The 13,132-nt window shown below is 35.2% G+C and carries 19 protein-coding genes; 2 read left to right on the forward strand and 17 right to left on the reverse strand.

Translation table 11 applies throughout. The annotated features are described in order from the left end of the window. Window positions 1–86 precede the first annotated feature (86 nt). Window positions 87–953: a nucleoid occlusion protein gene (gene noc, locus LMF32_RS05390; RefSeq protein ID WP_230524090.1), complete on the reverse strand. Its 867-nt coding sequence runs from the start codon at window positions 951–953 to the stop codon at window positions 87–89. Window positions 954–1,100: 147 nt separating this feature from the next. Continuing rightward, the gene (gene rsmG / locus LMF32_RS05395) at window positions 1,101–1,817 is read right to left on the reverse strand and encodes a 16S rRNA (guanine(527)-N(7))-methyltransferase RsmG (RefSeq protein WP_188205403.1); all 717 of its coding nucleotides are present in this window, start codon (window positions 1,815–1,817) and stop codon (window positions 1,101–1,103) included. A 502-nt stretch (window positions 1,818–2,319) separates the two neighbouring features. Here rsmG and LMF32_RS05400 point away from each other — a divergent pair. Beyond that, window positions 2,320–3,336, forward strand: coding sequence for a PTS sugar transporter subunit IIC (locus tag LMF32_RS05400; RefSeq protein WP_092480448.1), 1,017 nt, complete (start codon window positions 2,320–2,322; stop codon window positions 3,334–3,336). 220 nt (window positions 3,337–3,556) lie between these two features. Here the strand turns inward: LMF32_RS05400 and LMF32_RS05405 are convergent, their stop codons facing one another. The 15 genes from LMF32_RS05405 to LMF32_RS05475 all read right to left on the reverse strand — a co-directional run bounded on the left by LMF32_RS05405 (window position 3,557) and on the right by LMF32_RS05475 (window position 12,401). Continuing rightward, window positions 3,557–3,769: a hypothetical protein gene (locus LMF32_RS05405; protein ID WP_230524091.1), complete on the reverse strand. Its 213-nt coding sequence runs from the start codon at window positions 3,767–3,769 to the stop codon at window positions 3,557–3,559. A 255-nt stretch (window positions 3,770–4,024) separates the two neighbouring features. Continuing rightward, on the reverse strand, window positions 4,025–4,306 hold the full coding sequence (locus LMF32_RS05410) for a hypothetical protein (protein ID WP_230524092.1): 282 nt from the start codon (window positions 4,304–4,306) through the stop codon (window positions 4,025–4,027). Window positions 4,307–4,517: 211 nt separating this feature from the next. Continuing rightward, the gene (locus LMF32_RS05415; protein ID WP_230524093.1) at window positions 4,518–4,901 is read right to left on the reverse strand and encodes a hypothetical protein; all 384 of its coding nucleotides are present in this window, start codon (window positions 4,899–4,901) and stop codon (window positions 4,518–4,520) included. A gap of 738 nt (window positions 4,902–5,639) precedes the next feature. Continuing rightward, window positions 5,640–6,692 carry a hypothetical protein gene (locus tag LMF32_RS05420; protein ID WP_230524094.1) on the reverse strand — a complete coding sequence of 351 codons (1,053 nt, stop codon included), beginning with the start codon at window positions 6,690–6,692 and terminating at the stop codon, window positions 5,640–5,642. Beyond that, a complete protein-coding gene (locus tag LMF32_RS05425; RefSeq protein ID WP_230524095.1) occupies window positions 6,689–7,159 on the reverse strand; it encodes a hypothetical protein in 471 nt (156 codons plus the stop codon). Before LMF32_RS05425 ends, LMF32_RS05420 begins: the two co-directional genes overlap by 4 nt. Window positions 7,160–7,331: 172 nt before the next feature. Continuing rightward, entirely contained in the window at window positions 7,332–7,637 is a 306-nt protein-coding gene (locus tag LMF32_RS05430) for a hypothetical protein (RefSeq protein WP_230524096.1), read from the reverse strand. Window positions 7,638–7,653: 16 nt separating this feature from the next. Beyond that, window positions 7,654–8,031 carry a phage replication protein gene (locus LMF32_RS05435; RefSeq protein WP_230524097.1) on the reverse strand — a complete coding sequence of 126 codons (378 nt, stop codon included), beginning with the start codon at window positions 8,029–8,031 and terminating at the stop codon, window positions 7,654–7,656. 43 nt (window positions 8,032–8,074) lie between these two features. Beyond that, entirely contained in the window at window positions 8,075–8,320 is a 246-nt protein-coding gene (locus LMF32_RS05440) for a hypothetical protein (RefSeq protein ID WP_230524098.1), read from the reverse strand. Window positions 8,321–8,355: 35 nt separating this feature from the next. Then, the gene (locus tag LMF32_RS05445; protein WP_230524099.1) at window positions 8,356–8,538 is read right to left on the reverse strand and encodes a hypothetical protein; all 183 of its coding nucleotides are present in this window, start codon (window positions 8,536–8,538) and stop codon (window positions 8,356–8,358) included. Window positions 8,539–8,923: 385 nt separating this feature from the next. Beyond that, the gene (locus LMF32_RS05450; RefSeq protein WP_230524100.1) at window positions 8,924–10,456 is read right to left on the reverse strand and encodes a DNA primase family protein; all 1,533 of its coding nucleotides are present in this window, start codon (window positions 10,454–10,456) and stop codon (window positions 8,924–8,926) included. Between the two features lie 7 nt (window positions 10,457–10,463). Further along, window positions 10,464–11,303, reverse strand: coding sequence for a bifunctional DNA primase/polymerase (locus LMF32_RS05455; RefSeq protein ID WP_230524101.1), 840 nt, complete (start codon window positions 11,301–11,303; stop codon window positions 10,464–10,466). Window positions 11,304–11,312: 9 nt separating this feature from the next. Then, window positions 11,313–11,600, reverse strand: coding sequence for a hypothetical protein (locus LMF32_RS05460; protein ID WP_230524102.1), 288 nt, complete (start codon window positions 11,598–11,600; stop codon window positions 11,313–11,315). A 100-nt stretch (window positions 11,601–11,700) separates the two neighbouring features. Then, complete coding sequence (locus LMF32_RS05465) at window positions 11,701–11,850, reverse strand: hypothetical protein (RefSeq protein WP_230524103.1); 150 nt, start codon at window positions 11,848–11,850, stop codon at window positions 11,701–11,703. Window positions 11,851–11,894: 44 nt separating this feature from the next. Next, window positions 11,895–12,173 (reverse strand): helix-turn-helix domain-containing protein, encoded by a 279-nt coding sequence (locus tag LMF32_RS05470; RefSeq protein ID WP_230524104.1) that lies wholly within the window; start codon window positions 12,171–12,173, stop codon window positions 11,895–11,897. 39 nt (window positions 12,174–12,212) lie between these two features. After that, on the reverse strand, window positions 12,213–12,401 hold the full coding sequence (locus tag LMF32_RS05475) for a hypothetical protein (protein WP_230524105.1): 189 nt from the start codon (window positions 12,399–12,401) through the stop codon (window positions 12,213–12,215). A gap of 184 nt (window positions 12,402–12,585) precedes the next feature. Here LMF32_RS05475 and LMF32_RS05480 point away from each other — a divergent pair, with 184 nt between their 5' ends. Beyond that, window positions 12,586–13,116, forward strand: coding sequence for a helix-turn-helix transcriptional regulator (locus LMF32_RS05480; protein ID WP_230524106.1), 531 nt, complete (start codon window positions 12,586–12,588; stop codon window positions 13,114–13,116). Window positions 13,117–13,132: the final 16 nt, after the last annotated feature.

The following is a 13,132-nucleotide window of genomic DNA, read 5'->3' on the forward strand; positions in this document are numbered from 1 at the left end:
AAGCATTCCTATACTAAAAGAGAGATACACTATGCGCATCTCTCTTTTTACGCATTTCTTCCAAATGATTCTTCATTTGTCGCTCTTTATTCTCTTTTTTCTTTAGGAATCTCAATCGTTATCCGATAGACATCTTCAAGATGCTCTTCCGTTGCTTTGATCTCCATGCCTGTTTCCTGCACCAAAGAGATCGTTTTTTTGATCGTATTCACTGCTAAACGAAGATCCTTAGAAACACTTTTACGTTTAGGTTTCTTAGGCAGTTCGTTTCCAGCCGTTTCTTTTTTGACCAGCTGCTCCAGCTCTTTGACCGTTAACTTTTCTTCTATAACACGGTCTAGATAGGCTGCTTGTTTCTCCTCGTCAAGCGCCAGTAAACTGCGCCCATGACGTTCGGTGATCTTTTTTTTCAACAAAGCTGTTTTCACCGGCTCGGATAATTTCAACAACCGAAGCTTATTGGCTACGAAAGATTGACTCTTTCCGATTCGTTTTGCCAAGGTTTCTTGTGTGATTTCATTCATTTCCATCAAATCACGATACGCTTGAGCTTCTTCAATCGCTGTCAATTCTTCTCTTTGCAAATTTTCAATCAATGCTACAGAAGCTGTTTCTTTATCTGTCATCTCTGTTACGATAGCAGATACCTCTTGCCATCCTAATAACTGTACTGCCCGAAAGCGACGTTCACCCGCAATAATCTCATACTGATCTTCGCTTGATTTGCGCAATATAATAGGCTGGATCAATCCATGCTGTTCTATTGTCTGCGAAAGCTCTTGTAATTTTTCATCATTAAATATTTTTCTGGGTTGGAACTGATTTGGGTGAATCGTATTTATCGGAATTTGTTGAACTTTTGAAGAATCATTCAGCTCTTCAGCAAATAGTTCTTCAATTTTCTCTGTTTTCTTTTTTGATTTTCCTGAACCAAACAAATCAGACAAAGCCATAATCCGCTGAACTCCCCTTAATTTCTACTCTATATACTCCATATACCTAACTGCTTTATTATAACAAATGCACTTCTTAAAACATAGTTGCCATCTTAAAATGACAATCCTTGTTCAAAAGCTGCCAACTTTATTTATATTGGAAAATTACAAAGGATTTTTATTCGGCGTACCAGGTTTTCTCGGGTACTTGTTCGGAGTCTCTTTTTTCTTGTCGATCAACAAGATATGGCGCTCTCCAGCTTCGTTAGGCAATTCGAAAGAAAACTCTTCTTTGAATTTACCACCCAAAGTAGCAATCGCTTTTTTGCTGTCTTTCATCTCTTCTTCGCTGCTTGCAGCTTTCATAGCAATGAACGTTCCGCCTTTTTTAACTAAAGGTAAACACAATTCTGACAACACACTCATTCTCGCTACAGCTCTTGCTGTCACGTAATCGAATGTTTCTCTAAATTTCTTATTTTGACCAAATGTCTCTGCACGGTCATGGTATAAATGAACATTTTCTAACCCCAATGTATCAACGAGTAAAGTTAAAAACTGAATCCGTTTATTCAAGGAATCAACAATCGTAACTTCTAATTCTGGAAAAGCAATTTTTAGGGGGATGCTTGGAAATCCAGCACCAGCACCTACATCACACAGGCTTTGGACCCCTTTAGTAAAATCCACATACAATCCAGCAGTTATCGAATCATAAAAATGTTTTAAATAGACTTCTTCACGTTGCGTAATGGCGGTTAAGTTGATTTTTTCGTTCCACTCTTGCAACAGCTCTAAATATTGCTCGAACTGCTCCATTTTTTTATCCGTCAGTGGAATCCCTTTTTCTTGAAGGGCTTTTCTAAACTCTTCTGGATTCATCATTCCAACTCCTTGTTTTCCAATCGTGAAACACAATTTGTTTCACGGGCTACTTGTTTAACTGTATAACAAATTCCTTTGAACTTCAATGCTTTTGGAAGATTTTTTTGCTAAAAGATAAAGAACATTTAGTGTGTTAATTCAATTATGAGAAAGATTAAAATTAAATGAATAAACGATTTGACTTTCTCATAATATGCAGTTACACTATCTTCACGGTCAAAAAAATACTGACGAAAAGGAGAGGTTGAGAATGAAAACAGGCACATTTACACTACACATGCGTTCTGCTGAATTTTTCAGCCTTTCTTTTTTAGTCATTATTATTTTATTACTTTAGCTGGGATTCGAACTATTCATTTAGTTGAGTCCTTGTTCGCGTTACACGGGCTCAGCTTTAGTAATGAAGCAAGCCCTAATGATTTGGGGCTTGCTTCTTTTTTGTTTCCCGCTAAAAAATAAAAACGACTGTAAAATCACTGAAAATCGGAGGGCAATAAGTATGAAAAAATATTTAGTTGATCGTATGTACAAAGCATCTTCAGGAATAGCAAATGCTATTTTTGTCACTATCGGAATCGGCTTACTGTTAGAAACAATCGGCAATATGACAGGTCTCTCTGTATTGGTGATTATTGGAACAGCTACTAAAATGTTGATGGCTCCCGCTATTGGTGCCGGTATTGCTATCATGCTTGGCGGGAATACACTGACAGTCTTCAGTGCTATGGCGGCAGGAACTGTGGGGGCTGGTGCTGTGCAGACAACTGCAGAAGGCGTCGTTTCGATTGCTTCAGGAGAACCAATTGGCTGTTTGATCGCCGCAACCATTGCTACATTTGTTGGGAAACGTATTTCTGGAAAAACACCGTTAGACATGATGGCTATTCCTTTGGCAGCCGTTTTAGTCGGCGGCTTAAGCGGATATTATTTGAACTTTGTGATTTCGCCCTTATTAAATGCTTTTAGCAGTTTCATTTCTGCTTCAGTTGCTGGCTACCCTATTATTGGATCAGCTGTTATTGCTGTCGTTGGAGGACTTGTTTTGATGTCGCCTGCCTCTTCAGCCGCCATCGCTATTGCACTGAACTTAGACCCAGTATCCAGTGCAGCAATGCTGATTGGAACGACTAGTATGTATGTTGCTTTCTCTTTTGTTTCTTTACGCGAAAATGACCTAGGAGGATTTTTAGCACAATTTGTTTGTACGCCAAAAGTACAATTGCCGAATATCATCAAAAACCCTATGATTCTAGTAGCTCCCACTATTGCTTGTGCAGTTGCCGCACCGATAGCGACTTCAGCACTTGGCTTTACGACCGCAAGTGCATTAGGCGGACTAGGGTTCTGTTCCTTCATCGCACCGATTACTGTACTGGGTAATCAAGGTTTGACCAGCTTCCTGAACTATATGATAGCTGGCGTTGTGATCCCATTTGCTGTAACATTCTTTATTTCATTTGCAATGAAAAAATTCGAGTATGTGCGTAATGGCGATATGGCTTTAGTGGTCAAATAACATACTGTTCAAATTGAAAAACACGAGAGTGTGAAAAAAGGCGCTTAGCCCCATATCCATCCACGAACAAGGCTCGAGTGGTCGTGGACCATCCGAGCCTTATTTGTGAAATGGATGTCGGGGCTGCCTTTTTGAACACGTTTAAGAATTCAATATTCATAAATATGAAAAAGTTGGAAGTTATTTCCAGTCGCGTGTTTTGGGCACCAAAAATTGTCAATTAATCTTTATGTAACAGTTTTATTCCTAAAATAAACGAGAAAATAGAGAGAACAACGTATCTTACTATGTGCAGAATCACTTCTAGTAAATACTGGTGAGTATCTACTCCATCCTCACTGATAGTAGGATACACTAATTCAGGCAAACTAATCAATATGACGACAGCTAGTAAAATAAACATCCATGCTAAAAACAGCTGATACTTTTTCATCATTGTTTCCTTTCATATGTCATAATAGAAGAATAGATAAATTATTTAGAGGAGCATAATAATGAAATTTAACTTTTTTAAGTACACCGCTACGTTTACATGGGTATTAGTCGTCTTTTATTGGGCTATCTATACCAACATTCCAAAAAGAAGTATTGAATACGTAGTAAAAACATTGCCTTTGATACTTTTAGGGATATGGATAATCGAAAGTATTTTCAAGAAACTCAGCCGGAAGAATTAAACTGTTCCAAATTAAGAAATACCATAAATCAGAAATGAAATAACTGTGTCGATTGAAATAACAATAAAAATGGCGGCAAAAAGTCGGTCTATCCACTTTTGATATTTATTTCTGTTGTCTGAATCGTTAGTAGATAAAGATACTTCATCACGCACATAGATCACTGCTGCAATAAGAATAAACAATGAGCTGATCGTTACTTCAGAGCTAGATGTATTGAAAACATAATTAACCGTGCCGAGAACCAATACGACTAAAAACAATCCTTTGAATAGATATTTTCTGTTAATCATCAAAGTCTCCTCATAAGTAATAGATTGTAAAGCATTCTATTTGTTACCCTTTTTTATATTGTAGTTTAATTTCTTAAAATAATAAGCACCTATTGGTTTACATTAACGCAACCACTAGTTGCACTTACATATACATCGGTTCAAACATCAAAAACGACGGTTATTATAATATTTCATTTGTTTATTTTTACGCATTCGATTAAGGTATCGTTTAATTTAAAATGACAGATTCATCAAAATAGACTGACTCTCCATTTATCTGAACATCAATGACTTCATGTTCGGGATCTAGGAATAATTCGTATACATGTTGCTTCATATTTTTATCTGTTTGATCTGATACGTTGAGCAAGATATTCAATGTATCTTCACTGCTGTCAATCTCCGCTGTTACTTTTCCCGTAGATTGAAAGATAACGTAGTAAGGATCATTATCGAAAGTCATTAGTTGAAGTCTATAATCAGGATTAATAGCTGTTTGGACCTCATCAGGTATTTTATCAACTTCGCTGATACCAGCTGCAGGTTTTCTGCACGCCGCTAATAATAGTAAGCCACCAAATAGAACTAATACCCACAAAATAATTTTCTTCACCATAATTCCCTCCTATTACTTCTAGTATATTTTTCCTATTTATATAAAAAAGAGCAAAAAAAAACGGCAACGATTTTTAAAGAAAAAACCGTTACCGTTTATCGTTATGGTCCCTACTGGTTTAGAAGTAGGCATTTTGACTGCTTTTAATGAGTTCAATATTTTGTGGTATTATATGGAAGAAACTAAAAAAGTATAAAATAGATATAAACTACAACCAATAATGTATGCAAGGGGAACATGCAAGCAAAACTACTACTACATGCGGGCGTTGGATATGAAGCTACTCAATAGAGAGTGGCTTTTTTTTATTTGTTTAGACGTGAGAACGTTGTGCAATTCAATACTGCGATACCTTGCCAAAACCTTACCTGTTTAAATCATCAAAATAAGCCTGTTTAAGCGTTCCTGTATTGTTCATAGCTTAAATATGCCAACTCGATACAAAAGAAGTCTAAAACACTCATATTTTAATTCTGGTAGTCTTTTATACCTTGCAATAGTCTTGTGCCACTATATATATTATGGCATGATTCACTTGCGTTGTCTAAGGAGTATTCTAAGCACGTTTCAAACTCTTATTGGTATAAGTATCTGTAAATCAATTCTTAGTGATATCTGACCACGTATAGAAAAAGAGCTACCCATTTGGATAGCTCTATCTTTTTTTATCTTCCCCATCTAGACTTTTGCTGATTAAATTTAATGGTGTACGTTTCTTTACCTACATTGAACATATCAGCTAATCTCCGTAGTTACTTCTTGTGTTTGGTTTTTATCAAATGAAGTTTTTTTATTGATATCATCATTTTTTTGTTTTAAAGCTACTGCTTTTTCATGCTTAGCTAACATATAATTCAAATGTTTTTGTGTGTCATAATCTGGATTAGCTATGTTGTACATAAAATTGTCTGGTTCATGGTACCGTTCTTTGAGATATTTAAATTGAGATACAATATCGAATTCCGGATTACCACGATTCACTCTTGGATCATCATCTTGGTATTCATAGTTAACTTTTTTCCCTTTCTTCTCCATTTCAGCGGCATATTCTTCTTTTTCTTTTTCAATTGTCCCGCTAATGCTTCTTAACCAGTCATTTTGAGATTGGATATTACTTTCCATCGCTTTTAGACCAAAGTTCACTTTTTTAATAGTGTCTTCAATTTGATAGATTTTATTATGCTTAGCTCTCTCCAACGATGTTATAGTTTCCATCGAAAGTCCGCTTTCTGTTGGGAAATAAATAGAAGTGGCATTCCCTCTTGGACTAATAAGCATTAAATATTCATCTTCTTGAGCTAGTTTCTGATAATTAGCATCGTTTTCGTATTCTTTTCCTATTTTCGAATTTCTCTTATAGACTAGGGCTGGGGTTTCATTTAAGCCCCTATTTTTTAATTCAGCATGGACACGATTAACCTCATATGTGCTTAAGTCACGTCCAGATTTCGTTAATAAATCTTGTAACTCAGGGTCTTTCATCACTTTAACTTCCATCTCAAAATCCTGACGATTTAATTGTTCAGTCAATGGATCTTCATACGTCTTCTTATTATTCTTATAACTTGTTTCAATACGTTTTTTTTCAGTTTGAACTTCGCTTTTTTTCTCAATGTAATAACTATTTAATTGAGAAAGTAGTTTGCTGCTTGCGGCCTTCACGTCCTCATTGATACGTTCTGACTTAACATCCCGTTTTTTCTGTTTTTTAATTGTCTCCATTGCTTCTAGATATTCTTTAACAATCTTTACGTAGCGCTCATCTTTCATAAAAGGTGTCATTTTCATCTTATATTCTCCAATCTTTTTTTAAATTCATTTTGATAAGTTAAAGTTAATTCAGCATTAGTTGTTTCAGTAATCTTTCGAATCAATTGAATAAACGTGCAGATATCGTCAATTTCCCTGTCGTTTAAACTGTCCACTTCGATTGTTGGCAAACGTGCTACCACTTGTTTAAAAAGCTTGTATTGTTGCTTATTTCGCTTTATACGCTGTTCCAATAATAAGCAACTGTCTGCAATATTGATGGCTACCAAATCAACTCTGGGCGCTTCACTAATAATTCCCCTTACGTCGTCATACACGACATGAGAGTAAAAGCTATGTTCCTGGTAGTAATTACTGCTAAAGGTTGCCCTCTCGTATTCCAATTCAGCAATTGCAACCGGCAGATTCAGCCATCTTGTTATTTCTTCATTTTTTTCTTCTAATCTGTAGTCTTTCAGAACTTCCAATGATCCGTACACCACCATTCTGCATTCTTTTTTTGCTTTAAATGCAACTAAATATGCAAGTATTACTGATTTCAACTATTAACAAAAGCTCTTTTTTATTGATATAGCAACTCTTTTCTTTTCATACAGTTTGGAGTTACCTACATTCGCAACACCTCATTTTTCGCCAGCTGCTATTTACAACATCTCTTTAAAACTCAATCTTTTCAACTGGTACATTATCAATACTCGGCTCTTTAGTTTTCACCATTGCAGGGTGGTCGTATAAATCATAATCAAAAATTACAGTTACAAAAGATACGATACATGGTTTCCCTATTAAGTTATTCAGCCATTCCAATAGTCTTGGCTTAGTGAAACACAACTCCATACCGTCTGCATGACTTAACGTATATACCTTTGCGGTGGTGTCGTAATCGGCTAAATAGAAGCCCTCACCGCTTACGTTTAGTATTTCTTCCATTCTCTTTAGTCGTGTTTTTAACTCTTTGTTCATTGTTTGCCTCTTTTCTTTAGCCTAATCGTTCATCGAGCGCTTCCTCTAGTTGTTCGATACGTTGCTGCAAGTCATCCATCTCAATTCCTTTATACGCGTTCTCTAAGACAGTTTTGGAGGCTTGTACTCTTGCTGAAGATGTTGATAACTCTTTATCAGCCATTACATCTAATAACGTTTCTACGGCTATTATTGAGGCTTGTTGAAGCTTGCTAGTCACTTGCTGCATTGTTTCCCGTCTGATTCTTCGGTATTCACTAGAGAAAAACGGATCTCTCAAATATTTGAATGCTGTACTTCTGTTAATACCAGCTTCTTTAATCGCTTCTTCTGTTGTTGATTTACTCATTAATGCAATGATAAGTTTTTCTTGTTTTGGTTTTAATTCTGGCAACTTTTCACCTCCATGTATGCTTTTGTATGTTTTACGTCTTAAATTATTCACTATCTGAAGAAATATCATCTACGAAACTTATTTCAAATACTGCCCTTTGATCAGATTTCATAAAACGTTCGCTGTGTCTTTCGTATTGCTCTTCAGTCATTCGTTCTTTTTTTCCATCTACATCAGAATAAATTTCAACCATGCCGTCACCAAGAATTTCAATGAATATCGGAGGAAGTATGCCCTTAAAAGTTTTATGTTCTAACTGCTTTAAACGTTCATTTAACCTGTATCTCAATTTATTCAACTCCTTTCTGTTGTTACCGAGACTTCTTATTTCAATTTGATATAGTAACCAGTGGCAACAAAAGGAGAATTAGTTTTCTTCTCACAATGAGCCACTCTTGACCCTTCAGTATTCCCATGGTAATGATTCTTTAAACAGTGTGGACACCATACTTTAACTTGGTTTTTGTTGATTGGTTCTGCTAGTAACACAGGTTGTTCGATTTCCATTGGCCAGCTCCTTTCTTGATTCGGTAATATGCTTTTATATAAAACCTTGGCGAGGGCAGTTTATACAAATTAATAATGTATACTCTTTCTAAACAATAATTACCGATTAACAAAAGTCGATAAGTCGGTTTAATGTCGGTATTTCATTTTGCTTTTATATCAACGTTTCTAGGCGTTTTTTTAGAAAATACCGACTACCGACATTAAATGTCCTGAAAAGCTTATATATATTATTTTTGTCATTCTCTATTATTTTTTTATTTTTTCAATAATATATAAATTTAATGTCGGTAAGTCGGTTAAAGTCACTATATCCTTAGAGCCACAACGATTTTGGATACCGACTTCTTGTTTTTTCAATGTCGGTTTGTTGTCGGTTTGTCAGTTATTCCGCTTTTTCAATTAACGGTTGGTATTTTTTAATATCAACTTCAAATCTGTATTTGTAGTTCGTGTCCCAACTTTTCAATAATTCAGCATCTCTCTTAGAAAAGTAATGAATTGGGGCTAGATTCTTCACGTCATAATTCCAACCATCTTTCGCTACAATATTTCTCAAATTCTTGGTAAATGTACGCTGTTTCATTTTAGTAGGGTTGTTCTCGATGTCGCACCAGGCTTGATATAAAGAGAATATGAATTTCGTAGGAAGTCTAGTACTTTCGAGTTGGTAAAATACATCTTCATAAAACTCGATAACCGGATCATTTTCTTTTGCTATGTCCCTTACCGCTTCTTCACTTTCTTTAGTGTTCTCCACCTCAACAACATCTGTGTTTAAAGCCACAAACAAAATGTATTCTAATAGACGATTATCACAAATGTACTCTTCTTTAATCCTTCTATTTCCCTGATTTCCTTTGTAAGAATGGTTGAAACGAACGATTCTTAGCCTTCTAAGCAAACCGTCTGATACATCGTTAAATCTAGGTGTCCCATTCATACTTTGGATAACAGTAGGTGTTAAGATGGTTGAGAATGGTTTAACCATTTTTGGATTGATTAACACAAGTTCCCCGGTAATAACAGATTTGAAATTCTCGCTTGTCTGATTAAAGTCTTTTGGGTTATTGTCGTCTCCAATAATCAAACTTTTGCTATAAGCACTAGCTAACTTAAAATCACTTTCAAACTCTTTGATCTTTAAACTAGTTGTATTCTTGTTGCCAATTAAATTTTTTAACAAATTTTGAAAGGTTGATTTACCAGTTCTACCTTCTTCACTAACAAAGAAAAAAGCTACTTCAGAAATGTAATTGCTATTTACCGCTACTGCAAAAATTTGATAAAGAAGATTTTTCTTTTTTACATCATTATCGGACAATTCGTTTATCCATTCTGAAAAGTTCCAATCTTCGAATAGAGGTTCTGTTGCGTTCTCTACATAATCAGTTGCAATTTTATTTACAAAAACATATTCATCGCTGAATGGTACAAGAGAAGACTTTCTTTTGTCATAAATACCATTATTAACAATGATTAGGTTTTTATCCTTGGTCGGTTCTTTTTCTGTGCTTTCAACAGTTAAATAATGTCTTACTGTTTTACAAGCTGGTTCAGTAAGTGTTCTTTCTACTACTAGAGCAAGGCTATTTATAAATCTTTCTCCTTTGTTGTAGATACCGTTATCTATATCGTATACAGCTAGCGGAGAACTCTCTGGGTCGTCTTCTCCAATAAGACAAAATGAACATTCTTGCTGAAGTATGTCTGCTGCTGCTCTGGGACTTACTGGATATTTTTTTATTTTCCCTGTTGTTTCATTTATAGATTCGTGTTCTTCTCTCCACATTTCCCCTCTGCGAGAAAGAGCACTTCTTAGCTCATTCATTGTCTTGTAGGGTTTACCCGGCAACGAAGGCTCTAGTTGTTCAAACTCATCTATTAAATTTTCAATGTCTGACGGCATTTGGCTCATTCAATTGTTACCTCCCCCGCTTCCTAGATTCTGCTTTGAGAATACTTTTAAAAATGGTATTTACTTCTCGATCATCTAAACTAGGGTTGATAAAATTCTCATTCACTACCCTAATGAAGTGGTAAGCATCTTTGGGGTTCATTCCTAAAGACAAGAGTTTACCGGTGTATCGAGTTAACCAAATATTTCGTTCTGATTCGGTTACTCCCTGAACAATTTCTTCTAGCAGAATGGCAGTATACTTTTTAGTACTTCCTGTACTGCTGTAATTTAACCCATTGTTCTCATTTGATTGCTTAGACTGCTGTTTACTTGTAATAGCTTGTAAAAGAAATTGTGGCGGCTCTTTTATGCTATCCAGAGACCCGTTTACTACTTCATACGTTCCGACAGTTCCATCTTTACGCTTCACTCTACTTCCAGGGCCAACAACAAAATTTTTAATGCAATCTAACCCTGGTTTAAAGCCAATTTGTTGTTTTATTTCTATGTTTTCTGGAACTTTAAAGTATAAATGAGTACCATTATTCGGTGTCTGTATAGCTGTGACGTCATCTGGCAACGGGCTGCCATTAGATAATTCCATAAGAGACTTCATACCGCTTTGAGCACCGTCATGGTCATCTATATCAATCACGAAGTAAGGCGTATCTACCAATGCTATTCCTACGTTAGCAAGCGGCTCGATTTCAGTGAACCATTCAAATATCTGTTCTTCGTCAGTGGTAGCTTGCTTGAATCCCGACGTGTTTTTTAAAGGAATTTTGGAAAACGGACTTAACGGAAATACAGGAAACTCTGCTTTTGCGTAACTCAAAGCCGTTATAAGAAGTGATTCATTACCCATAGTTGATACCTACACTTCTTCAGTTTTCAGTTCGAGTAGTTGAGTTATTACTTCATCGTTCAACTTGGTAGAGTCAGATATTAACTCAAATAGCAAATTAAAAAGAGATTCTGTCCTTTCTGCCACTCGTTCTACTTCGTAACGCGTCCACATTTCTTTATCTCCCTTTTGATTCGCACTCTCTACAATTCCGTCAAAATTTTGGTAAATTGATAATAAAAGAGCTCTCGAATATCCGTTCTTTGTACCGATTCTTTCCATTTTTTCTTGCAGTTCATTTATTTGTTCGTTTGTCATAAAAAAAACTCCCTTTTGTATAGTGTTTTTATTTTCTTTGGTATATAATAGGGAGTGAAGAAACACCCATATTATAAATAGTTTCACTCGTTGCCTTTAGCTACTCACTTCCCGGTGCTGCTAAAGGTTTTTTTGTGCTTTCCTCTAATACTTCAAGCAATAACTTATAAGCAACTCTTGTGGCATGATATGCGATAAATCCAAGTATGAACCCAATTACTAATGAGATAGCGATCACTTTACCCAACATGCTGTTTCCTCCTATACACTGCCGTTTGCCCGCGGTAGTTTTTTTTATTTCTGATGATCCATCATGAATTGGTCAATTGTAGTTTTAGCGATATATTTTTTACCGCCAATGATAATCACTTTCAGATTTCTTTCCCTAATCCAATCATTCAACGTAACGTTTGAACAACCAACGTACTGACATGTTTCCCTCAAATTCATAAACGGTTTACCCATCGGTTCTCTCTTCTCTAATTCAGCCAGTACATTCTTCGCTGTATTGAACACCATACTTTCAATTTGTTTCTCCAATTGTGAGGAAACTTCAAATGATAGTTGAGCCATATTTTTCACCCCTTTCAAAATATAAAGAATTAGTTGATGTCAGGAGAACTCTATTGCAGCTTTTTCAATTGCTTTTACTACCATTTGTCGTTTTTCTTCTGTCAATGGGACTCTTAACCACCTTGAAAAACTAACATCTGTGACGCCCATTTTTAAAGCAACTTCCCATTGATAGACACCTTTCTCTTTCATTAGAGTTCTAATTTCTTGGTTAGCCCTTTTTTTCATATTTTTGTCACCGCCTTAATATCGTTACAAAAGTGATATTCTGCTTCTGTAATTACATATTATCACTTAATTAATGATATTGCAAATGATTTTAATAATTTTTATCGTTATTCTTTCAATATCATTTTTATTGTGATATTATTCGTTTAGAACAGATTATCGCTATATAAGGAAGGTGATTTATTTGAGTAAATGGATTAACTATACTTTTGCAGAGTATTTAAAAGAGGTAAGGAAAAATAAAAAGTTGACCATGATTGATTTACAAAAGGCAACTGGGATATCCCAGTCTTATCTATCTCAATTAGAAAATGGGAAAAGCTTACCTTCTGATAAAATAATAAAGAAGCTTTCAAAAGGGCTTGCTTCTAACGATGAGGAAAGTCATGTTTTAGAGAAAGAAATGAACGACAGAATATTAGCGGAAGAAAATAACAAAATTTTTGAACAATTAGAAAAGAGTAGCGGTAACAATAGATTTATAGTTCAAATCAGCAATTTATCAAAAACTATTAATGATTTAGAAATACAGTTAAAAGCTTCTAAAAAAAATGTCAATTTAAATAATGTATTTAGTTATCGTGAAAAACTAACTTCAGAAAATGAATCAAATAGTATAGTGATTAAACTAGATAACAAACAGTTGTCAGACTCTGAAATACAGTCATTAGAAACTTTGTTATTAGGCATTCAAGAAAAAAGGAAAAAGGATTAAAAGAAACTAGTAAAAT

This window comes from Desemzia sp. C1, from assembly GCF_020882875.1.
Lineage (GTDB): Bacteria > Bacillota > Bacilli > Lactobacillales > Carnobacteriaceae > Desemzia > Desemzia incerta.

Excerpts from the sequence above, each read along its gene's own strand:
- noc (WP_230524090.1), bottom strand. The coding sequence starts at position 953 with ATGGCTTTGTCTGATTTGTTTGGTTCAGGAAAATCAAAAAAGAAAACA.
- LMF32_RS05430 (WP_230524096.1), bottom strand. The coding sequence starts at position 7,637 with ATGAACAAAGAGTTAAAAACACGACTAAAGAGAATGGAAGAAATACTA.
- LMF32_RS05445 (WP_230524099.1), bottom strand. The coding sequence starts at position 8,538 with ATGGAAATCGAACAACCTGTGTTACTAGCAGAACCAATCAACAAAAAC.
- LMF32_RS05425 (WP_230524095.1), bottom strand. The coding sequence starts at position 7,159 with ATGGTGGTGTACGGATCATTGGAAGTTCTGAAAGACTACAGATTAGAA.
- LMF32_RS05405 (WP_230524091.1), bottom strand. The coding sequence starts at position 3,769 with ATGAAAAAGTATCAGCTGTTTTTAGCATGGATGTTTATTTTACTAGCT.
- LMF32_RS05465 (WP_230524103.1), bottom strand. The coding sequence starts at position 11,850 with ATGTTGGGTAAAGTGATCGCTATCTCATTAGTAATTGGGTTCATACTT.
- LMF32_RS05470 (WP_230524104.1), bottom strand. The coding sequence starts at position 12,173 with ATGGCTCAACTATCATTTGAAGTTTCCTCACAATTGGAGAAACAAATT.
- LMF32_RS05475 (WP_230524105.1), bottom strand. The coding sequence starts at position 12,401 with ATGAAAAAAAGGGCTAACCAAGAAATTAGAACTCTAATGAAAGAGAAA.
- LMF32_RS05410 (WP_230524092.1), bottom strand. The coding sequence starts at position 4,306 with ATGATTAACAGAAAATATCTATTCAAAGGATTGTTTTTAGTCGTATTG.
- LMF32_RS05420 (WP_230524094.1), bottom strand. The coding sequence starts at position 6,692 with ATGAAAATGACACCTTTTATGAAAGATGAGCGCTACGTAAAGATTGTT.
- LMF32_RS05455 (WP_230524101.1), bottom strand. The coding sequence starts at position 11,303 with ATGGGTAATGAATCACTTCTTATAACGGCTTTGAGTTACGCAAAAGCA.
- LMF32_RS05460 (WP_230524102.1), bottom strand. The coding sequence starts at position 11,600 with ATGACAAACGAACAAATAAATGAACTGCAAGAAAAAATGGAAAGAATC.
- rsmG (WP_188205403.1), bottom strand. The coding sequence starts at position 1,817 with ATGAATCCAGAAGAGTTTAGAAAAGCCCTTCAAGAAAAAGGGATTCCA.
- LMF32_RS05450 (WP_230524100.1), bottom strand. The coding sequence starts at position 10,456 with ATGAGCCAAATGCCGTCAGACATTGAAAATTTAATAGATGAGTTTGAA.
- LMF32_RS05400 (WP_092480448.1), top strand. The coding sequence starts at position 2,320 with ATGAAAAAATATTTAGTTGATCGTATGTACAAAGCATCTTCAGGAATA.